The sequence below is a fragment of the Rhodococcus sp. MSC1_016 genome (assembly GCF_023667485.2).
GTDB classification, from domain to species: Bacteria; Actinomycetota; Actinomycetes; order Mycobacteriales; family Mycobacteriaceae; genus Rhodococcus_F; species Rhodococcus_F oxybenzonivorans.
The window spans coordinates 5,100,862-5,121,990 of record NZ_JAMOZI020000001.1 but is presented as its reverse complement, the minus strand read 5'-3'; the positions used below and the strand labels follow the sequence as shown (position 1 = coordinate 5,121,990).

The window sequence follows — 21,129 nt, the reverse complement described above, 5'->3', positions numbered from 1 at the left end:
ACTGCGGGCCAGATCGCCGATACCCGGCTACGCTAGCCGATTGTGGAACCCGTCTATCGAACCGTCATCGGCATTGCCCGCACCGTATTCGCCTTCGAGGGGCTGAAGTTCACGGTCAAGGGCGATCAGCACATTCCCGCGACGGGTGGGGCGGTGATCGCGATCAATCACACCGGCTACATGGACTTCACCTATGCGGGACTCCCTGCGCGCAGGGTGAAGCGGTACATCCGCTTCATGGCGAAGAAGGAAGTGTTCGACAACAAGATTTCGGGCCCGATCATGCGGGCCCTCAAACACATTCCCGTCGACCGCGGGGCCGGCTCGGATTCGTATCGGGCTGCCGTCGACCGGCTGCGCCGCGGGGAGCTGGTCGGCGTCTATCCCGAGGCCACGATCAGTCGCAGCTTCGAGATCAAGGAATTCAAGTCGGGCGCCGCACGGATGGCGATCGAGGCCGACGTGCCCATCATCCCGATCGTGATCTGGGGTGCGCAGCGCGTGTGGACCAAGGGTTTCCCGAAGCGCCTCGGGCGAACCAACACCCCCATCTCGATTGCTGTCGGTGAGCCCGTCGCGCCGTTCGAGCCCGCCGCCGAATTGACGAAGAAACTCCACACCACCATGCAGGAAATGCTCGCCGACCTGCAGAAGGATTACGACCATCCCGCGGGCGCCTACTGGGTGCCCGCGCGACTCGGCGGCAGCGCGCCGACGCTGGAAGAGGCCGACAAGTTGGACGCCGCCGACGTCGAGAAGAGGGCGCAGGCTCGACAGGAACGGGAGTCCGGGAGCTAGATCGGGTGGAACTGTCTTTGTCGAGACGCTGCACACGCGGATGAAGGCATCCTGCATCACGTGCAGAGTGGCTTCGAGCATCCGGCCGGGGCGTATCGGGTCCCGAGACGTCTCGGTGGCCGTGCCCCGACGATCGAGGAAGCCACCGAGATGGACCACCGCGAGACCGAGCTGCGACACCACCGGTAGCCCGCGCCCGGCGGCCGCTCGGCACGGGGAAGAACAGTGCAGGCAGAATGACCGGGTGAGCCCAGACCGACCGACCCTTGTAGCGTCCGATGTCGACGGCACCCTGATCGGGCCCGACGAACGGGTCAGTGCCCGCACCCGTGACGCCGTGCAGTCGGTGGTGGCGTCGGGAACCCCCTTCGTCCTCGCCACCGGCCGCCCGCCGCGGTGGATCCATCCCGTGGTGGAGGGCCTGGGTTATGCGCCCCTCGCCGTCTGCGCCAACGGCGCCGTCATCTACGACGCCGACAGTGACCGAGTCCTCAGCGCCGCGACGCTCGACGTGGACACCCTCACCTGGTTGTCGGAGATCGCTCTGGAGATGTTGCCGGGTGCGGGGCTGGCGGCGGAACGTGTGGGCGTCAGCGCTCACGACGCCGCCACACCCCAGTTCGTGAGCTCTCCCGGCTATCAGCATGCGTGGCTCAACCCGGACAACACCGAGATGTCCGAGGACGAGGTTCTGGCAGCGCCGGCCGTCAAGCTGCTGATCAGAGTGCCCGGAATGTCGAGCCAGGCGATGGTCGACGTCTTGCGGCCTCACCTCGGCGCCCGCGCGGACCTCACCTTTTCGACGGACAACGGTCTGATCGAGCTGTCGGCGTCGGGGATCAGCAAGGCGTCCGGCCTCGCGGTCGTGATGGAGGAGCTCGGGGTCACGGCGTCGGGGATCGTCGCGTTCGGTGACATGCCCAACGACATTCCGATGCTGAACCTCGCGGGTCGAGGAGTGGCCGTGGAGAACGCGCATCCGGACGCCAAGGCGGCTGCCGACGAGGTCACCGCCACCAACTCGGACGACGGTGTGGCAAAAGTACTCGAGCGCTGGTGGTCGTAGACCACCAGCGCCCGAGAGGGTGATGCAGTTCCGTCAGCCCACCGGAGCTGGTGCCGGAGCCGGAGCCGGAGCGGCCGGCGCAGGCTCGACCGGTGCAGGTGCAGGTGCGGCCGGAGCAGGTGCCGGGGGTAGCTGTGCCGGATCCGCGGGCGGTGCGGCGGGCGGTGCGGCGGGCGCCGCGGCGTCGACCCGGGCGCCGTCGCGGTACGCCTCCGCGTAGGCGTCGTTGTAGGTCTTCAACACCTTGGTAACGATGCCGGTGAGCTCGTTGAAGATGAGCGAGCCGTTCTCGAAATCGGTTCGCAGCCCACCCGGGATCGGGTATTCGTCCGAGGTCGGCAATCCCAGCTCGCCGTTGTCGGCGCCCAGGTTCTGCCAGGTCTTGAAGATCTGTCCGAGAACCGACCACACACCCCCGTTGGGTGACGTGTAGATGGCTCCGTTGGTGAACTTCGCACCCTGGTTGCCGGCCTTCGCCTGCAGCAGTCCGGTGACGGCCTGCCCGAGGGGGCCGGTGTCACCGCCTTCGGCCACCCACTTCTGTGCGACGGGGGAGGGGTCCGTCAGCCGGAGAATTTCGTTGACCAGGGACGGAATGCCTGCCCCGAGGTTCGCGCTCGCATCGGTTCCCGGCGCGGACGCGGGCGGGGTCTCTCCCGGGGGAGGTCCCGAGGCGAGTGATGCGCTGTCGCCGCCGCCACCGGTATTCGCGGCCGCGATCTGACGGATCTCGTCCATGTGCGAGTACCCGGCATCACCGGGGCAGGAGGTGTTGCCGACGTCGCGGTGCGCGAAGATCACCGGCAGGTCGACGGCCTCACCCTGTGCATACGGCGTGAACTCGGTGCCTTCCGAGTACATCGTGGTCTGGCCGAGCGGATCGAGTCCCGCCTTGGCGAGCTTCCATCCGAGGAACTTGCCGACGGAGTCGATCGTCGCCTGCGGCGGATCCTCGGACGAGAAGTCACCCATCATCGCGATGCCCATGGTGTTCTCGTTGAACCCGCCTGCGTGCGCTCCTTGAACCGGACGGTCCAGGCCACCGGCGCGACCTTCGAAGATTTGCCCGTACTTGTCGACCAGCACGTTGTAGCCGACGTCGCACCAGCCCAGCGTCTGCGCGTGATACGCGTAGATCGCCCGGACGATTTCGGCTGACTCGGCCTTGGAGTAGTCGTTGGCGCCGGCGGTGTGGTGCACCGTCGCACCACCGATGAAGTCGTCGTACGTCGGTTCGTCGCAGCGGATCGACTCGTCGGCGCCCCACTGGGAGCGGGTGATCACCTTGGGTCCGGAACCGCCGATCGGTGCCGCGATGTCACTCAGGGCTCCGTCGCCCGGTCCGCTGCCCGGCTCGATGAGCACGGCGGTGACGTCGTCGGCACCGGTCTGGGCCGGCTGCTGGCGCAGCGGCCTGTCGACGGAAGCGGGTCTGTACCCCAGCGGCGCAGCACCCGCGGGCGCCGCTGCAGCCGGAGGTGCAGGTGCAGGCTGCGGCGCGACCGGAGCGGGTACCGGCTCGGCGGCGGATGCCGGCGCAGACGTGGGCGTCAGGATCTGGATGGCCTTCGTCAACCCGACATACACCGGTTCGGTGGCCACCGTGCCGTTCGATGCCGTGCTGTCGGTGCGCCGCGTGTCGATCATGTCGGGGGAGAACCAGTCGCCCCAGGTTCCGTCGGCTCGCAGGGCGCGGACCTTCGACTCCGCGGACGCCACGGTCTCGGAGGTGAGCGCCACCATGCTGAACGGGGTGTCCCGGGTGATTTCCTTGACGATGGCTCCCGGCTGCTGGTCGGCAGGCGGCAGGATCGCCGGGTCGGAGACATCACCGGGAGCGGGAAGCTTCAGGGGGATCTGCAGGTTCGGGATCTGAATTCCGGCCGGCAGGGGGAGATTGCTCGGAATCTGGATGTACGGCGGGATCTTCACGTTGCGCAGATCGCCGATATTGACGTCGGGCAGGTTCAGCCCCGTGAGTTCCTTCAGCGGAATCACGATGTCGGGAATCTGGGAGAGCACTACCTGGGCGATCTCCGTGGACACCGCGGAGGCAGAGGTCTCGTTGGTGGAGCGGACGTCGGAGGGGGCGCTGCTGATGCCGTAGACCGCAACGGGACTTGCGACAGCCAGAGCAGCGACAGCCCCGAGGACGATCGAGGGCTTCGGTCGGCGGTGCGGCAAGGGGACTCTCCTCAGTTGTAGTTTCCTGCGAGCAGGCCTCGCTCATCTGCAACTTGTGATGCCGATGTGACCTGTGTGACTGATGTTGCCAACTCGAATCACTCTTGCCACACTAGTCACACAGGTCCATAACGCTCAACCTTACATTGAGACTTTATCCCGAATTCTTCGGACCCGCCGGAGCAAGGCACTCACCGCGCTTCGGAGCTCGTTGTTTCAGCGATGAGGAGTGCATTGATGTCCAAGACCGAATTCGGGATCCGCGCAGGGAGAACTGCCTGGACACGGAAAAGGCGGTACATCGCGGGACGTCCCGTTCGGCGCGGATGGACGTCGTCGGTGGCGCGCGTGTCGGCGCTCGGTATCGCTCCTCTCCTCGTGGTGGGCGCTGCGGGCATGGCGGTCCATTTCCGCTCGGCCGAGCCGGAGATCCGGGAGTCGGTCGCCTCGGACACTCCGTTCACGCTCTCCGGACACGGCAACGGGCACGGTCGCGGGATGGGCCAGTGGGGCGCCTACGGATACGCGAAGGACCAGGGATGGGCAGCCGAGCGCATCCTCGCCCACTACTACGGCGGAACCACCCTCGGCACGCTCGCTGACGCCCAGATCAGCGTGCGACTCCAGGGCCGCGACGATCAGGCACTCGACGTGTATTCCGCCGTCGGTGCGGTCGTGGCGGGTAAGCCCGTCGGGCCGGGTGAAGCCGTGCATCTCACGCCGACGGCGGGCGGTGGCGCCAACGTCGTCGTGACCCGGGGCTGCGCCGGGGAGGTGTTGTGGCAGGACGTCACGGACCACCCGTGGGTGGACCCGGTCGATCTCGGGCCCGACCGCCCGCCGAACGAGCACCTCACCTTCTGTGCCGGCGACACGCCGTACCGCGGTGCGCTCGGTGTCGCGCTGGACGGCGCAGCCGTGCGCACGGTCAACGTCCTGGGCATGGAGGACTACCTGCTCGGGGTCGTGCCCGTCGAGGCGAAGGCCGAGTGGGCCGATACCGGCGGTGCGGAAGCCCTTCGGGCACAGGCGGTTGCCGCACGCTCGTACGCTGCCGCCGAGAGTCGTGAGGCCTACGCGCGGACCTGCGACACCCAGAGTTGCCAGGTCTATGGCGGCTCCGCGGTGGAGGATCCTCGCACCACGGATGCCGTGCGTTCGACTCAGGGCATGATCCTCGTCAGCGACAACAAGGCCGTTACCGCCGAATTTTCCTCGTCGACAGGCGGATTCACGGCTGGTGGCGAGTTCCCGGCTGTCGAGGACCAGGGCGACACCGCGTCGCCGCACCACGATTGGACGGTCACGCTGACGGCCGGCGATATCGCGACCGCGTTTGGAGTGGGCGAACTCCACACCTTCGAAGTGGTGACACGCAACAACTTCGGCGTCGACGGGGGTCGGGTCACCGGCGTGAAGGTAGTCGGTTCTGCCGGTACCACGGAGGTGACGGGGGCGCAGGCGCGGGCCAAGCTGAAACTGAAGTCCGACTGGTTCACGGTCGGCGAGGGGGTCGGGATACCGGGAGTGCCGCCGGTGCCGGGCGAACCCGACCCGAGTCTGGCCGACGACGACACCGTCGGCACCAACCCGGGATCGCCGATCGCCGAGAAGTACAAGGAACTGGGCGGAGTGAACAGCACGCTCGGCGCACCGGTCGGCCCGGAGATGATGCTGCCGTCCGAGGCGGGCAAGTTCCGGATGTATCAGAACGGAACCATCATCTGGACGGAGAAGTTGGGTGCGCAGGTGATCGACGCGAGTGTGCTCCGGGACTGGATCCCGACCGGCGGCAGCTAGCGGTCGTCCCCGAGCACTGCGAGCATGCCGTCGACGGATTCGGCCCAGCCGAAATCCTCGGCCCGGCGCCTGGCGGACGCCCGCCGAGTGTTCGCGGGAATCTCGAGGACGCTGCTGACCGCCTCCGCGAAGGCCGAGCCGCGGTTGCTCGCCAGGGCGCCGCACCCCGGTGTGATGATCTCGGCCAGCGCCGAGGACTGTGACGCAACTACCGGGGTGCCCGCTGCCAGCGACTCCAGCGCCGACAGGCAGAACGTTTCGTGCGGGCCGGGCGCCAGCGACACGTCGGCCGAGGCGAACAGGGCGGCGAGCCGCGACTTGTCGCTGATGAACCCGGTGAAGTGGACCGGGAGTCCGCGTGCCCGGGACTTCAGTGCTTCGCGCCGGGGTCCGTCACCGGCGATGACGAGGCGGGTGTCGTGCCCTTCGCGCCGAAGTAGGCGGACCGCCTCGATGCTCCGCTCCACCTGTTTCTCCACCGACAGGCGGCCACAGTGCAGGAGGAAGCGCTGTGCCGGCCCGGCGTAGGAGTCGCGCATGCCCTGATCATGTTTGCCGGGATGGAACATCGCCAGATCCACCCCCAGCGGCACCCGGTGCAGATTGGGTGCCCCGATCCGGAGGAACTCCTCGCTCGCGAAGTCCGTCGTGCAGACGACGGCGTCGTAGTTGCGCGCCATGCGGCGGTTCGCGGCATCGGCCCACCCGGTGGCGAGACGACGCGGTGCGAACTGGCCGAGAAGTCGGTCGAGACGCTCGTGTGAGACGACAACACTGCGAATGCCGCGGTCGCGGGCCCATCCGCCGAAACCACGCAACGTCAGCCGATCGGACACCTCGAGGACGTCGGGTCGCAGTCCTCGCACGACGTCGGCCACGCGCCGCGGATTGACGATGCGATAGCCGCCCGTCGCCGGGATCACCGGGGCCGCCCGGGTGATCCGCAGAACCCCACCCGGCAGAACCTCCTCACTGTCCCGCTGACCTGGGACGACAAGGATCACTTCGTGGCCGCGCTCGGCGTAGCCACGCCCCCAGTTGTGCAGGGCAGTGCGGAGCCCGCCCGACCGCGGTCCGTAGAAGTTGGCCAACTGGACGATGCGCACCCGATCATTGAGCTGGATCGGCGCGACGGCGCGAACAACGAGGTCCGCAGAAGCGGTGAATAGCGGGAGAACTCCTCGTGCATGGCGAGGGTGTCCGTGCACCCCGTGGCCGCGCACGGGGGGCCGAGTCGCTTACCCTGGTTCACCGTGACCGCTGCAAACCCAGAGACCACTGCCCCCGCGAAGGCCGAGACGGAGCGCGACAGCGCGGCCGGATACGACCTCATCGTCGTCGGCTCCGGATTCTTCGGACTGACCATCGCCGAGCGTGCAGCAACACAGCTGGGCAAGCGTGTGCTGGTGCTCGACCGCCGCCACCACCTGGGCGGAAACGCCTACTCGGAGGCCGAGCCGGAGACCGGCATCGAGATCCACAAGTACGGCGCACACCTGTTCCACACCTCGAACAAGCGCGTGTGGGACTACGTCACCCAGTTCACCGAATTCACCAACTACCAGCACCGGGTGTTCGCCCTGCACAAGGGGCAGGCGTACCAGTTCCCGATGGGCCTCGGCCTGGTGTCGCAGTTCTTCGGCCGCTTCTTCACCCCTGAGGAGGCGCGGAAGCTGATCGCCGAGCAGTCCAGCGAGATCGACCCTGCGGAAGCGTCCAACCTCGAGGAAAAGGCGATCTCCCTGATCGGACGCCCGCTGTACGAGGCCTTCGTCCGGGACTACACCGCCAAGCAGTGGCAGACGGACCCCAAGAACCTGCCTGCGGGCAACATCACTCGACTACCCGTGCGGTACACGTTCGACAACCGCTACTTCAACGACACGTACGAGGGCCTGCCCGTCGACGGTTACACGGCGTGGCTCGAGAACATGGCGAAGGACCCGAAGATCGAGGTCCGGTTGGAAACGGATTACTTCGACGTCCGTGACGAGCTGCGGGCCGCGAACCCGGACGCCCCCGTCGTCTACACGGGCCCCCTCGACCGGTACTTCGACTACTCGGAGGGGGAGCTGGGCTGGCGCACGCTCGACTTCGAGACCGAGGTCCTCGAGACCGGCGACTTCCAGGGAACACCGGTGATGAACTACAACGACGCCGACGTGCCCTTCACCCGCATCCACGAGTTCCGCCACTTCCACCCGGAGCGGGATTATCCGAAGGACAAGACGGTGATCATGCGCGAGTACTCGCGCTTCGCCGAGAGTGCGGACGAGCCGTACTACCCGATCAACACCCGCGAGGACCGCGAGAAACTCGCCGCATACCGGGACCGGGCCAAGGCGGAGATGGCCGAGAAGAAGGTGTTGTTCGGCGGACGCCTCGGCACCTACCAGTACCTGGACATGCACATGGCGATCGCGAGCGCGCTGTCGATGTTCGACAACTCCCTTCGACCGCATTTCGAATCCGGTGCGGAACTCGTGGGGGACTCCGAATGAGCGCCCGCCACCTGCTCGAGGCCGAGAAGGGGACCGAGGACCCGTCGTTGCTGGGCAAGTCGTTGCTGCAGCGCATTCTCGTGCCCCGGCCGGGGGAGCCCCTCGACGTGCGCACCCTCTACGTGGAGGAGGCGAAGACCAACAGTCGTCGCGCCCACCCGCTGTCGCGGACGTCGCTGTCGGTCGCTGCGGAGTCCGAGGCCTCGTTCTGCACCTATTTCAATGCCTTCCCGGCGAGCTACTGGCGTCGCTGGACCATCCTGAAGTCGGTGGTGCTGCGGCTGGATCTGTCCGGCCACGGCCGCGTCGACGTGTACCGCTCGAAGGCCGACTCGTCCCGCATCCACGTCGAGGGACGCGAGTTTCTCGACGGCGACGCCGCGATGGAGTTCGAGATCGAGTTGGCGCCTTTCGAGGACGGCGGCTGGATCTGGTTCGACATCACCTCCGACACCGAGGTCGTGCTCGAGAGCGCCGGCTGGTTCGCGCCGATCGATGCGCCGGGCGAGGGCACCGTGGCCGTGGGCATCCCCACGTTCAACCGGCCCACCGACTGTGTGAAGGCGTTGGAAGCGCTCGCGTCCGACGAGCTGGTGCTCGATGTGGTCAAGGCCGTCATCGTCCCGGATCAGGGCACGCGCAAGGTCGTGGACGAGCCCGGGTACGAAGAGGCCGCCGCCGCTCTCGGTGAACGCCTCGTCATTCACGACCAGGCCAATCTGGGTGGCTCGGGCGGCTACAGCCGCATCATGTACGAGGCCCTGAAGACCACCGACTGCCAGCACATCCTCTTCATGGACGACGACATCGAGATCGAGCCCGACTCGATTCTGCGTGCGCTCGCGATGTCCCGGTTCGCCAAGTCCCCCATGCTGGTGGGTGGCCAGATGCTCAACCTTCAGGAGCGTAGCCACCTGCACACGATGGGCGAAGTGGTCGATCGCAGCATTTTCATGTGGACCGCCGCGCCCAACGTCGAATACGACCACGACTTCTCCAAGTACCCGCTCAGCGACCGCGAGAATTCGAAGAAGCTGCACCGCCGCATCGACGTCGACTTCAACGGCTGGTGGATGTGCATGATCCCCCGCCAGGCGGCCGAGGAACTCGGCCAGCCGCTCCCGCTCTTCATCAAGTGGGACGACGCCGAGTACGGGCTGCGTGCCCGCGCGGCGGGTTACCCCACCATCACCATGCCCGGTGCCGCCATCTGGCACATGGCGTGGAGTGACAAGGACGACGCCATCGACTGGCAGGCGTACTTCCACCTGCGGAACCGGCTCGTCGTCGCTGCCCTGCACATGCCGGGCAGCGTCCGCGGCCTCGTGGTCAACAGCGTGAAGGCCACCATCAAGCACCTGCTGTGCCTCGAATACTCGACCGTGGCCATTCAGAACCAGGCCATCGCCGACTTCCTCCAGGGACCCGAGCACATCTTCGAGTTGCTGCCCACCGCGCTGGGCAACGTCCATGCGATGCGCAAGGAATTCCCGGACGCCGTTGTCTTGCCGTCGTCGACCAGCCTGCCGCTGCCCTCCGGGGCCGAGGTCGGCGCCGTCGGTCTGCCCACCAACCCGCTGGCGAAAATGGTGCGCCTCGGCAAGGGCCTGGTTCACAACGTCAAGCCCGCGCACACGGAACACCACGAGCGGCCGCAGCTCAATGTCCCGACGCTGGACGCACGCTGGTTCCTCCTCTCACAGGTGGACGGCGTCACGGTCACCACCGCCGACGGCAGAGGAGTCGTCTACCGCAAGCGCAACCCCAAGCAGGCCCTCGCGCTGCTGAAGGAAGCCCTGCGGCTACGCCGTGAACTGGCTCAGCGGTTCCCCGATCTCAAACGTGAGTACCAGGACGCTGTTCCTGCCCTGACCAGCAAGGAGAGGTGGGAACGTGTCTTCGGCATCTCGTGAGGTGAAGATTCTGCGGTCCGTGCAGTCGACGATCGCGGGCAAGCCGGGGGTCGTCGCCACCGCCCGTGGGATGTCTCACTTCGGTGAGCACGCCTTCGGCTGGGTGGCCGTCGCCGGGATCGGCGCCGCGCTCGACAAGCCCCGCCGGCGTCAATGGGCGGGAGTCGCTGTCGGCGCGGTGGGCGCCCACGCGGCGTCGATCGCGATCAAGCGCGTGGTCCGCCGGCCTCGGCCGGTCGACCCGTCCATCCAGGTCAACGTGTCGACACCGAGCAAACTGAGCTTCCCGTCCTCGCACGCCACGTCCACGACGGCGGCTGCTGTGCTGCTCGGCCGACTCACCGGGCTACCCTTGCCTGCGTTGTTGGTACCGCCGATGCTGCTCTCCCGGCTCGTTCTGGGAGTGCATTACCCGACCGATGTGCTCGCCGGATCTGCCCTGGGGGCCGCGTCTGCGGCTGCGGTACTCAAGGCCGAGCAGAAGTTTGGAGAAAAATGAGCGAGGAACCGGCAGTCGTCACCGGACCCCCGACATCCCTGGCCACAGGCATCGTCCGGGCAGTTCGCCCCCGCCAGTGGGTGAAGAACGTCCTGGTGCTGGCAGCTCCCATCGCGGCAGGAACGGCCACGGAGCCCGACGTCCTGCTGCCGGTCGCGCTCGCATTCGTGGTGTTCTGCATGGCAGCATCCGGCATCTACCTCGTCAACGACGCAATGGATGTCGAAGCGGACCGCGCACACCCCACCAAGCGATTCCGTCCCATCGCGGCCGGCGTACTCCCGGTCAACCTGGCGTTTGCCATGGCGGTCGTCCTCCTGGTCGGTGCCATCGCCCTGTCGTTCCTGGCCAACTGGCAGCTCGCCGTCGTGATGGCCGTGTACATCGGTATCCAGCTGGCGTACTGCTTCGGCCTCAAACATCAGGCCGTACTGGACATCTGCATCGTCTCGTCCGGCTTTTTGCTGCGCGCCATCGCCGGCGGTGTAGCCGCCGAGATCGCGTTGTCGCAGTGGTTCCTGCTGGTCATGGCGTTCGGTTCGTTGTTCATGGCCGCCGGTAAGCGGTACGCGGAACTGCAGCTCGCAGAGAACACCGGGGCGAAGATCCGCAAGTCGCTCGAGAACTACACCACTACCTACCTGCGCTTCGTCTGGACGCTCAGCGCCACGGCCGTGGTGCTCTGCTACGGACTGTGGGCCTTCCAGCAGGATGACCTGAAGAACACGAACTGGTACGCCATCTCCATGGTGCCGTTCACCATCGCGATCCTCCGCTACGCGGTCGACGTCGACGGTGGCGAGGCAGGAGAGCCCGAGGAGATCGCTCTGGGCGACCGCGTGCTCCAACTCCTCGCCATCGCCTGGATCGGAGTGGTGGGTGTCGCTGTCTACCTCGTCTGACGTGGTAGGAGGCACCGAACACTCGGATGCCGCCGCGGAGCAGACCGAACGCCACCGGAAGGCCATCCTCTCGAGGGTGGTCTTCCTCGGGGGTGTGGCCATCTCGGCTCTCCTGATGTTCTGGGGAGCCTGGGAACGTCGGTGGATCGCCGACGACGGTTTGATCGTCCTGCGCACCGTGCGCAACCTGCTCGCGGGCAACGGTCCCGTCTTCAACGCAGGCGAGCGCGTCGAGGCGAACACCAGTACCGCCTGGACCTACATCGTCTACGCTTTCGGCTGGCTCACCCAGAGCCGGCTCGAGTACGTGGTTCTCACGATTGCCCTGGTTCTGTCCACGGCAGCCATCGTGCTCGCCATGCTGGGCACGGCCCGGCTCTACCGCGGTGGATCGTTCGGCTCGGGCGGGACGCTGTTCCTCCTGCCTGCCGGTGTGCTGGTCTACATCGCGGTTCCGCCTGCCCGCGACTTCGCCACGTCCGGCCTCGAAAGTTGCCTGGTCATCTTCTGGATCGCGCTGCTGTGGCTGCTGCTGATCCGCTGGAGTCAGGCTGCTGCACCCTCCACGGGATCTGTGCTGATCCTCGCGTTCGTCGCGGGAATGGGCCCGCTGGTGCGACCCGAACTGGCTATTCTGGGCGCCCTGTCGCTGGCCATGATCTTCCTCGCACCCGGACTGACCTGGGTGGCGCGCACCGTCATGGTGTTCGTGGCCGGCATCGTGCCGGTCGGGTACCAGATCTGGCGGATGGGCTACTACGCGCTCCCGTATCCCAACACCGCGGTGTCGAAGGACGCCGGTGGCGCCAAGTGGTCGCAGGGGTTCGCGTATCTGTGGAATCTTGTCGGCCCGTACCTTCTGTGGCTCCCGCTGCTGTTCCTTCTCGTCGGCGCGGTTCTCGCCTGGCGGGGTCGGAGCAAGTCTCTCGGCGATGGTGTTGCTCACACTTCCGGCAGCCGTGTCCGACGCCTACGCGCCCGGCTCCGGACGCAGAATGCGGTGGTTGCATTCATTCTCGGCAGTGGATTCATTCTGGGTCTCTATTCGTTGCGTGTCGGCGGCGACTTCATGCACGGGCGCGTTCTCCTTCCCGTGCTGTTCTGTTTCCTCGTCCCGGTCGCCGTTATTCCGGTGCGAATTCCCGAGAAGGTGTCGTGGGGGAGAAATCGCGCAACCTCAGTGTTCTTCGCGATGGCATTCCTGTGGGTGGGCACGGTGGTGTGGGCATTCTTCGCGTCCAATACCACCGGAATGCCGGAAGGCGCCGTCGTCGGGCGATCCGGAATTGTCGACGAGCGCGCGTTCTACGTGCTCAATACCGGTCACGCCCATCCCATTCGTGCCGACGATTATCTGGATTACCCCCGGATGCGGGCCATGGCGGAAACCATTGCGGGCACCCCGGACGGTGGCCTGCTCATCCCGGCGCCCGACTACACGTACTGGTTCGTCGTTCCTCCGCCCCTTCCGATCCCAGAGGACGGTGCAGGCCACACGGTCTATTTCCTCAACCTCGGCATGACGAGCATGAATGTCGGGCTCGATGTGAAGGTTCTCGACCAGATGGGCCTCGCGTATCCGCTCGCGGCCCACACCGAACGTCTGGACGACGGCCGCATCGGACACGACAAGAACCTTTATCCCGACTGGGTCGTCGTCGACACTGGAATGATCGACAAGCACCCGTGGATGCCCGGATTCCTCGACGAGGAATGGGTGACGGAAGCGCGCGTGGCGCTGTCCTGCCCCGAGACACAGGAACTGTTGACCTCGTATAGGTCCGAACTGACCTGGCCGCGTTTCAAGCAGAATTTCAAGGATGCGTTGGATTTCGCGAGTTACCGTTTCGAGCGTGTGCCTGCGTACGAAATTCAGCGGTGCAATCTCGAGCCACCTTTTCCGGAACCGGTGAAATAGGCCGAATCGGGCAGGCGCGGTCTCCGGTAGCCGACCTGCAGATCTCGATGCCAGAACGTCACATCTCGTTTGTGTAACGCCGGGCGCTTCGGTCACGATGTACGTCGATGATGAGTCATCGGTGACGGTGGTCTAGAAAGTGCCCCGGCAAATGCTCCGCGAGCGTTTGTCAGGGAACTTTGTGTGACATACAGTCCACCGAGCGCAGTGTGACTTGGAAGAGGTCCGCTGCCGATCTGGAGTCGATCCGGGCCGGCAGGTCGCCTGTTCCCCGACGGAATCCGCCGGAACCGCCCCTTGGCGGAGTCCGCAGACGAAGAGAGAGAGCAGTATCCATGCGTTTTGCCAGAACGAGGTTGTCTCAGCGCCTCAAGCAGCGTGCGATGGCAGTAGGTGCCGCCGCACTTGTACTGCCTGTGGCCGCAGGAGTCGCTGGTGGAGCCGTCGCCGTGGCAGCACCCGCTCACGCCGCCCCCGTCCACACCGCACCGTCGGGTGGATACGAGGAGCTGTGGGTTCCTTCGTCGATGGGGAACATCAAGGTCCAGGTGCAGTGGGCAGCTCGTGGTGGTAGCGCCGCGCTCTACCTGCTCGACGGACTGCGTGCCCGCAACGACCGCAACGCGTGGAGCTTCGAGACCAACGCGCTGGACCAGTACCGCAACGACAACGTCACCCTGGTCATGCCGGTCGGTGGCGAGTCGAGCTTCTACTCCGACTGGTACGCGCCCAGCAACTTCAACGGCCAGCCCGTCACGTACAAGTGGGAGACCTTCCTGACTCAGGAGCTTCCCAACTTCCTCGCGAACTACGGTGTCTCCCGCACCAACAACGCGGTTCTCGGCCTGTCGATGGGTGGCAGCGCCGCTCTGACGCTCGCCGCATACCACCGCGACCAATTCAAGTTCGCCGGTTCGCTCTCCGGGTACCTGAACATCTCCGCTCCCGGCATGCGTGAAGCCATCCGGGTCGCGATGCTCGACGCCGGCCGGTTCAACGTCGACGCGATGTGGGGCCCGCCGTGGAACCCGGCGTGGCTGCGCAACGACCCGTTCGTGTTCGCTCCGCGTCTGCAGGGCCTGTCGATGTACATCTCGGCCGCCAGCGGTCTGCCCGGTGAGTTCGACCACCCGCGTGCACCGATCGACTACTACAACACCGCCAACGGCATGGGACTCGAGGCGCTCGCGCTGGCCAACACCCGCGCCTTCCAGGTTCGCCTGGCCACCCTCGGTGTTCCCGCCCACTTCAGCTTCCCCGCCAACGGCACACACTCGTGGCCGTACTGGAGCTCGGAGCTGTGGAAGGCCCGCGGACAGATCCTGGACACGCTCGGCGCCTGGTGATCTGAGCTCGACATCGATGCCGTCCCACCTTCCGGGTGGGACGGCACTCGTCGTTCGGACCGGGTCTGTCAGAAGTAGTCCCGAACCGGGGGAACGGTCGGAATTCGCGTACCCGGGAGTGCGCAACGACATGTTTTGTCAGTAAGGTGATCCCGTCGAGACGCCACCCGCGCAGCGATCGCTGCGCGGGTGGCGTCTGTACGTGAGATTTTCACGAGAGTTCGAGTGGTTGCCGCGTCCGCGGCGCGCGAGGGATCAACCGAAGGGAAGACGATTTCATGCGAGTTGGGGGTTCGACGAGAACGAGCGGGTGGGCCAGACGCACCGCCGCCGCGATTGCTCTGGCAGTAGCACTGCCGCTGGGCGTGACCATGGTGGGCGGCGGCGCGACCGCATCCGCGGCCTTCGACCCTGCAGCCCAGGACTTCTGGGTCGACTCGAGCATGGGCCCGGTCAAGAGCCGCATCTGGCGTGCAGCTGACGGCAACACCAGCCGCGTGGTGTACCTGCTCGACGGCCTCCGCGCCCAGGACGACCTCAGCGGCTGGGAAATCAACACCGACGCCGGGCCGTTCCTCGCCGCGCAGAACATCAACGTCGTGCAGCCGGTCGGCGGCCAGTCCAGCTTCTACTCCGACTGGTTGTCGAACTCGACCTTCAACGGTCAGAAGACCACCTACAAGTGGGAGACCTTCCTCACGCAGGAACTCCGCAACGCGCTCGCGGACCGCCTCGGGTTCCAGTCCACCCGCAACGGTGTCATCGGCTTGTCGATGGGTGGCAGCGCCGCTCTGACCCTCGCCGCGTACCACCCGGACCAGTTCAACTACGCCGGTTCGCTCTCCGGGTACCTGAACATCTCCGCTCCCGGCATGCGTGAAGCCATCCGGGTCGCGATGCTCGACGCCGGCCGGTTCAACGTCGACGCGATGTGGGGCCCGCCGTGGAACCCGGCGTGGCTGCGTAACGACCCGTTCGTCTTCGCCAACAAGCTCCGCGACAACGGCACCCGCGTCTGGGTTTCCGCCGCGAACGGCATCCCCGCCCCCGGCGGCGCCGCCCCCACCGGGGTCATGGACGTGTTCAACGCCACTACCGGCGCGAGCCTCGAGGCGTTGTCGCTGGCCAACACCCGTGCCTTCCAGGTGCGGATGGCGACCATCGGCGCCAAGAACGTCACCTACAGCTTCCCGCCCCGCGGCATCCACAGCTGGCGGTACTGGCAGCAGCAGATCCATGATCTGGCACCGGATCTCAGCAACACCATCGGCTAGCCGGAAATAGCTCGGAAGTAACAATTGCACCAGCGGTAACAGCGCGGCGCCCCCACTCGTCAGTTGATTGCGTGTAGAAAGAACCGGAACGTGAGGCAGTGTTCCGTGTTGTGGCCTCGACGCGCAGAGAGAGAGTGAACGCCATGCGAGTAGGCCTGCTCAGGGCAGAACGTCAGCGTGTGTCGGCCGGAGTGGTCCGCAGAAGGGTCCTCACCTCGCTCGCCGCTGTGCTCGTGGTGCCGGTGGCGGTCGGGTTCACCTCGACCGCCACCGCGTCCGCTGCGCCGGTTGCCGTGCATGCGGCTCCGGTGGCTACGCAGGCGCCGAGTGGCGCGACCATTCATCACGTCGACTGGCTGTCCGACCGCCGGGTCGCGCTGTGGGTCAACTCTCCGTCCATGGGTGTGCCGATTCAGGTCCAGTTGCTGCTCGCCCGCGATTGGAATTCCAAGCCGACCGAGAAGTTCCCGTCGGTCTGGATGCTCGACGGCCTGCGGGCGCAGGACAACGAGAACGGCTGGACACTCGAAACGGACGCCGAATCGTTCTTCGCGGACAAGAACATCAACGTCGTCCTTCCCGTGGGCGGTCAGTCCAGCTTCTACTCCGACTGGGTGGCGCAGGACAACGGCCAGAATTACCAGTGGGAGACGTTCCTCACCAAGGAACTGCCGCCGATCCTCCAGAGCGACTGGCGCACCACCCAGACGCGTGGAGTGGTCGGGTTGTCCATGGGCGGGACGTCGGCAATGTTCCTCGCCGCTCGAAACCAGGGATTCTTCGACTTCGCCGCGTCGCTGTCGGGCATGCTGACCACCACGGCGCTCGGAATGCCGCAGGCCGTCGCGTACGCCATGAGTGATGCCGGCGGGTTCGACGCGAACGCCATGTGGGGACCTCCGACCAGCTCGGCGTGGGAAGAGCACGACCCGTACCTCCTGGCCGACAAGCTCAAGGGTGTCAGCCTGTACATCTCCAGCGGCAGCGGAACCACCGGCCCGTACGACCAGCCGTCGGGCATTCCGGGCGTGAGCACCAATTACGCGGGCATGGGTCTGGAAATTCTTTCGCGTCTCACCTCGCAGACGTTCGCCACCAAGCTCAACAAGCTGGGCATTCCCGCGCAGGTCAATTACCGCCCGTCCGGGACACACTCGTGGCCGTACTGGCAGTTCGAGCTGCACCAGCTGTGGCCGCAGCTCGCCGCCGCCGTGGGCATCGAGGCAGACAAGCCGGTGTGCGGGACGGGTGGCTCCATTGCCGGGGTCGCGGCGGCCAGCCCGTGGATCGGGGACTGCCTCACACCCGAGTACAGCCTCGCGGGCGGCACGGTGCAGGACTTCCGCTTCGGCAGGATCTTCGCCAAGTCCGACACGGGCACGCATCCGGTTGCCGGGGTCATCGGCGGCGCCTACCAGGCGGCGGGCGGTCCGGCAGGGCCACTCGGCTACCCGACCACACCCGAGCTGGGCACACCGGACGGTCGCGGTCGTTTCAATCACTTCGAGCACGGGTCCATCTACTGGACACCGCAAACCGGTGCGCATGCCATCCGCGGGGCCATTCTCGCCGAGTGGGCACGCCAGGGCTGGGAAGGCGGGCCGCTCGGTTACCCGGTGGCCGACGAGGTGCCCACCCCCGGCAAGGACGGTGTCGTGCAGGGCTTCGAGATCGGCGCCATGTATTACAGCCCCGTCCACGGCACGCACCGCGTGCAGGGGATGATCATGGGCAAGTACGCCGAGTTCGGGTATGAAGGCGGATGGCTCGGGTTCCCGAAGACGAGCGAGATCGCCGTCAAGGACGGCGGCCGGTTCAACGAGTTCGAGGGCGGCAACATCTACTGGAGCCCGTTGTCCGGCGCCTGGGCTATCGAGAATGGCCCGATCTTCGACGCCTGGAAGAGCGTCGGCTACGAAGCCGGCCGGATCGGCTTCCCGATCAGTGACAAATTCGTCATCCCCGGCGGTGTGCAGCAGAACTTCCAGACCGGCTACATCACCCTGATCGACGGTAAGGCCGAAGTGCACTGATGTGCGTAGTGCAGCGGGCGGGACCGGTCCAGCGGACCGGGTTCCCGCCCGATCTGCGTCTGTACCCTGTCGAGAGACAACGACTTGGAAAACTAGGACGGAAATAGATGCCGCAGCATTCACGTATCAGCACCACCTTCGCACGAGCACTGGCGACCGGCGCGATTGCAGTTGCAGCAAGCGGATTGCTCGTCGGATGCGGCAGCGACGACTCCACGGCGACGTCCACTCCGTCCGCGACCACCACCACGGCAGCGGCCACGTCCAGTGCCACCGAGAGTTCGGCGCCTGCTCCCAGTGGAAGTGCCACCTCGTCGGCGCCGGTGACGAGCCCCGGCCAGGCGGCGACCGCGCCGCCGGAGCAGCCCGAAGAAGTTCCCGGTGACTTCCCCGGGCCCAGTGAGGTTCCTGTCAGCGCGGACGGTCAGCGGTTCCTCGCCGCGCTGAAGGACAAGGGCATCGAGCCGGCGGCCGACGGCACCATGGCCGTGAGCACCGCCGACTTCATCTGCCAGTCGAAGGCAGAAGGCAAGAGCGACGCCGACACGATGGTGTTCGTCACGGCGATGGTGGGCTCCGAGGCTGCTGCGGCGGGCAAGGAACTCAGCCAGGAGCAGGCGATAGCCGACGCGCAGACCTACGTGGACGTCGCGCACGCCACCTACTGCAAGTAAACGCCGATGACGGGGACCGGGCGCGGAACGCGGAAGAAGAAGAGCAGCCTCCTGCGCAAGCTCGTACTGCTGGCGGCCTTCCTGCTGGTGGTTCTGCTGGCACTGATCGCACTCTGGTATCTCCTTGCGGGGCGGCTCCCCGAACCCATCCCGAGCCCGCCCGGTCCGGATCGGCCCGATTCGCAATCCGCGAGCTGCCCGGACGTCCAGGTCGTCGTCGTCCCGGGAACGTGGGAGTCCAGCCCCACCGACGATCCGTACAACCCGTCCGCGAACCCGGCGTCGCTGATGCTCAACGTGTCCCGGCCGTTGCAGCAACAGTTTCCGCCGTCGCGGGCCGACGTCTACACGGTTCCGTACGTCGCCCAGTTCTCCAATCCGGTCGCGTTCCCGCCGGACGGCCAGCAGTCGTACAACAACAGCCGGGCCGCAGGGATGGCAGCCGCCAACGACATTCTCATCCGTCGCCACGCCGAATGCCCGCTGACGAGCTTCCTGCTGACCGGTTTCTCGCAGGGTGCGGTGATCGCAGGCGACATCGCGTCGAGCATCGGCGCCGATGACGGTCCGGTCCCGGAAGACCTCGTTCTCGGTGTCGGCCTCATCGCCGACGGCCGCCGCGACCCCTCGGCCGCCACGAATATCGGTGCTCCGGTCGTCGGTGTCGGCGCCGAGTTGTCGCTCGCCGGGTTGCAGATTCCGGGCATCACGATGACCGGTCCGCGTCCCGGTGGGTTCGGGGAACTTGCCGACCGCACGGTCGAGATCTGCGCACCGTCGGACGGCATCTGCGACGCGCCCGCCCGGGCTTTGGCGCCGGGCAATTGGATCGGCAGCGCGCTGCGCCTGCTCGAGTACAACAACAACCCCGTCCACGCGCTGTACAACTCGTACGTCGTGGACGGAAACGGCACCACGGCCACCCAGTGGATGGCGCGATGGGCAGCGGAGAAGATCGCCGCGGCGCCGACACCGCCGCACAGTTGAGTTTGTGACTGGTGGGTATGCCGGGGTCCCTGATCCGGAAATCGTCCCAAACAGAGACGCACGCCTCGTACTCGCCGGTAGTGTGCGTTTCTCGGCACCGGTAGAGTGCTGCACTGTTGCGGCACCACCCGTGCCCATCCCACCGATGTTCACGTCCTGTTGCGCGGGCGTTTCACCACAGGAGAAGCGATACATGAGTTCCGAGGCCAGCCCGCCCCGTAAGTTCCGATTCGCGGCCGGCGGCGAGGGCAACGCAGACGAGGGCGGCGCGCGCCGGTTCGTCAAACTGGCCCAGAAAGCCGAAGAACTCGGGTTCGACAGCTTCATGATCCCTGATCACCTCGGCAATCAGGTGGGGCCGATCGCCGCGCTCGGTGCGCTGGCCATAGCTACCGACAAGATCCGTTTGGGCACCGCGGTGCTCGCCAACGGCTTCCGGCACCCGGCGATCCTCGCCAAGGATGCGGCCACCATCGACGTGTTGTCGGGTGGACGCCTCGAGCTCGGTATCGGCGCCGGGTGGATGAAAGAGGAGTTCGACAAGGGTGGCATCGACTACGAGCGACCCGGCGTGCGCATCGCGAAGCTCGAGGAGTCGCTGCAGATTCTCGACACGCTGCTGCGCGGCCAGGAATGCAACTTCGACGGCAAGTACTACCAGATCAAGGGCCTGACCGGCAGTCCACGGCCCCGCCAGGGCCCGCGCCCGCCGATCGCCGTCGGCGGTGGCGGCCCCAAGATGCTGGCTCTTGCCGCCAAGTACGCGGACATCATCTCCGTCGCCACCCCCACCAGCAAGGAAGGCAAGTTGCTGCTGTCGGGGGTCACGCTCGAGAAGACGATGGAACGGGTCGAGCGGATCCGCGAAGCGGCCGGAGAGCGATTCGACGACATCGAGCTGAACTGGACGATCACGACCATCGTCATCACCGACGACCGGGAGCAGACGGCCGAGATGGCACTCTCGGCGCTCGATCAGGGCTTCCCACCCAACATCGAGGTGGACGCCAAGCTCTCGGTCGAGGACATCCTCAACTCGCCCTACCTGGCAATCGGCAGTTTCGACGAGATCGCCGATCAGATCCGGATGGTGCGCGAGAAGACGACAATGTCCTACGTCGGCGTGTTCCCCACACAGATGGATGCGTTCGCGCCGATCATCTCGCAACTGAAGGGCGAGTAGACGCAGCGTAGCGAGGGCGGCGATGCCAATCTGTAACATATCGATGGTTTG

General features: G+C 66.2%; 16 protein-coding genes. 14 read left to right on the top strand and 2 right to left on the bottom strand.

From position 1 onward, the window contains the following. Nucleotides 1–42: 42 nt before the first annotated feature. Together L1080_RS23850 and L1080_RS23845 are read left to right on the top strand one after the other, a co-directional pair. Nucleotides 43–798: a lysophospholipid acyltransferase family protein gene (locus tag L1080_RS23850; RefSeq protein WP_250765685.1), complete on the top strand. Its 756-nt coding sequence runs from the start codon at nt 43–45 to the stop codon at nt 796–798. 244 nt (nt 799–1,042) lie between these two features. Further along, nucleotides 1,043–1,864 carry an HAD family hydrolase gene (locus L1080_RS23845; protein WP_250765681.1) on the top strand — a complete coding sequence of 274 codons (822 nt, stop codon included), beginning with the start codon at nt 1,043–1,045 and terminating at the stop codon, nt 1,862–1,864. A 33-nt stretch (nt 1,865–1,897) separates the two neighbouring features. Here the strand turns inward: L1080_RS23845 and L1080_RS23840 are convergent, their stop codons facing one another. Continuing rightward, on the bottom strand, nt 1,898–4,048 hold the full coding sequence (locus L1080_RS23840; protein WP_250765674.1) for an N-acetylmuramoyl-L-alanine amidase: 2,151 nt from the start codon (nt 4,046–4,048) through the stop codon (nt 1,898–1,900). 237 nt (nt 4,049–4,285) lie between these two features. Here L1080_RS23840 and L1080_RS23835 point away from each other — a divergent pair, with 237 nt between their 5' ends. Next, nucleotides 4,286–5,848, top strand: coding sequence for a SpoIID/LytB domain-containing protein (locus tag L1080_RS23835; RefSeq protein WP_250765670.1), 1,563 nt, complete (start codon nt 4,286–4,288; stop codon nt 5,846–5,848). Here L1080_RS23835 and L1080_RS23830 read toward each other — a convergent pair. Further along, nucleotides 5,845–6,954 (bottom strand): glycosyltransferase, encoded by a 1,110-nt coding sequence (locus L1080_RS23830; protein ID WP_159918799.1) that lies wholly within the window; start codon nt 6,952–6,954, stop codon nt 5,845–5,847. The genes L1080_RS23835 and L1080_RS23830 overlap by 4 nt on opposite strands. Before the next feature lie 147 nt (nt 6,955–7,101). Here L1080_RS23830 and glf point away from each other — a divergent pair, with 147 nt between their 5' ends. The 11 genes from glf (at nt 7,102) to L1080_RS23775 (ending at nt 21,078) form a co-directional block, all read left to right on the top strand. After that, entirely contained in the window at nt 7,102–8,349 is a 1,248-nt protein-coding gene (gene glf, locus L1080_RS23825; protein ID WP_374432658.1) for a UDP-galactopyranose mutase, read from the top strand. Continuing rightward, complete coding sequence (locus L1080_RS23820; RefSeq protein WP_250765666.1) at nt 8,346–10,262, top strand: glycosyltransferase; 1,917 nt, start codon at nt 8,346–8,348, stop codon at nt 10,260–10,262. The genes glf and L1080_RS23820 overlap by 4 nt, the downstream gene beginning before the upstream one ends. Continuing rightward, nucleotides 10,243–10,761, top strand: a complete 519-nt coding sequence (locus L1080_RS23815) for a phosphatase PAP2 family protein (RefSeq protein WP_109326028.1) — start codon at nt 10,243–10,245, stop codon at nt 10,759–10,761. Before L1080_RS23820 ends, L1080_RS23815 begins: the two co-directional genes overlap by 20 nt. Beyond that, nucleotides 10,758–11,663, top strand: a complete 906-nt coding sequence (locus L1080_RS23810; protein ID WP_109326037.1) for a decaprenyl-phosphate phosphoribosyltransferase — start codon at nt 10,758–10,760, stop codon at nt 11,661–11,663. The genes L1080_RS23815 and L1080_RS23810 overlap by 4 nt, the downstream gene beginning before the upstream one ends. 1 nt (nt 11,664) lies before the next feature. Further along, complete coding sequence (gene zomB, locus L1080_RS23805; RefSeq protein WP_308202101.1) at nt 11,665–13,581, top strand: flagellar motor control protein ZomB; 1,917 nt, start codon at nt 11,665–11,667, stop codon at nt 13,579–13,581. Nucleotides 13,582–13,916: 335 nt separating this feature from the next. Further along, nucleotides 13,917–14,927 (top strand): alpha/beta hydrolase, encoded by a 1,011-nt coding sequence (locus tag L1080_RS23800; RefSeq protein ID WP_159918802.1) that lies wholly within the window; start codon nt 13,917–13,919, stop codon nt 14,925–14,927. Between the two features lie 278 nt (nt 14,928–15,205). Next, nucleotides 15,206–16,201, top strand: coding sequence for an alpha/beta hydrolase (locus L1080_RS23795; RefSeq protein WP_159918803.1), 996 nt, complete (start codon nt 15,206–15,208; stop codon nt 16,199–16,201). Nucleotides 16,202–16,344: 143 nt separating this feature from the next. Further along, entirely contained in the window at nt 16,345–18,234 is a 1,890-nt protein-coding gene (locus tag L1080_RS23790; protein WP_250765663.1) for an alpha/beta hydrolase-fold protein, read from the top strand. Between the two features lie 107 nt (nt 18,235–18,341). Continuing rightward, the gene (locus tag L1080_RS23785) at nt 18,342–18,908 is read left to right on the top strand and encodes a DUF732 domain-containing protein (protein WP_250765608.1); all 567 of its coding nucleotides are present in this window, start codon (nt 18,342–18,344) and stop codon (nt 18,906–18,908) included. Nucleotides 18,909–18,914: 6 nt separating this feature from the next. Further along, nucleotides 18,915–19,895: a cutinase family protein gene (locus L1080_RS23780; RefSeq protein WP_250765605.1), complete on the top strand. Its 981-nt coding sequence runs from the start codon at nt 18,915–18,917 to the stop codon at nt 19,893–19,895. Between the two features lie 193 nt (nt 19,896–20,088). Further along, nucleotides 20,089–21,078 carry an LLM class F420-dependent oxidoreductase gene (locus tag L1080_RS23775; RefSeq protein ID WP_109326047.1) on the top strand — a complete coding sequence of 330 codons (990 nt, stop codon included), beginning with the start codon at nt 20,089–20,091 and terminating at the stop codon, nt 21,076–21,078. Nucleotides 21,079–21,129 lie beyond the last annotated feature (51 nt).

What these genes read in the sequence shown, in the direction of transcription:
- L1080_RS23810 (WP_109326037.1), top strand. Translation starts at nt 10,758, where the DNA reads ATGAGCGAGGAACCGGCAGTCGTCACCGGACCCCCGACATCCCTGGCC.
- L1080_RS23800 (WP_159918802.1), top strand. Translation starts at nt 13,917, where the DNA reads ATGCGTTTTGCCAGAACGAGGTTGTCTCAGCGCCTCAAGCAGCGTGCG.
- L1080_RS23775 (WP_109326047.1), top strand. Translation starts at nt 20,089, where the DNA reads ATGAGTTCCGAGGCCAGCCCGCCCCGTAAGTTCCGATTCGCGGCCGGC.
- L1080_RS23835 (WP_250765670.1), top strand. Translation starts at nt 4,286, where the DNA reads ATGTCCAAGACCGAATTCGGGATCCGCGCAGGGAGAACTGCCTGGACA.
- L1080_RS23820 (WP_250765666.1), top strand. Translation starts at nt 8,346, where the DNA reads ATGAGCGCCCGCCACCTGCTCGAGGCCGAGAAGGGGACCGAGGACCCG.
- L1080_RS23790 (WP_250765663.1), top strand. Translation starts at nt 16,345, where the DNA reads ATGCGAGTAGGCCTGCTCAGGGCAGAACGTCAGCGTGTGTCGGCCGGA.
- L1080_RS23785 (WP_250765608.1), top strand. Translation starts at nt 18,342, where the DNA reads ATGCCGCAGCATTCACGTATCAGCACCACCTTCGCACGAGCACTGGCG.
- L1080_RS23780 (WP_250765605.1), top strand. Translation starts at nt 18,915, where the DNA reads ATGACGGGGACCGGGCGCGGAACGCGGAAGAAGAAGAGCAGCCTCCTG.
- L1080_RS23795 (WP_159918803.1), top strand. Translation starts at nt 15,206, where the DNA reads ATGCGAGTTGGGGGTTCGACGAGAACGAGCGGGTGGGCCAGACGCACC.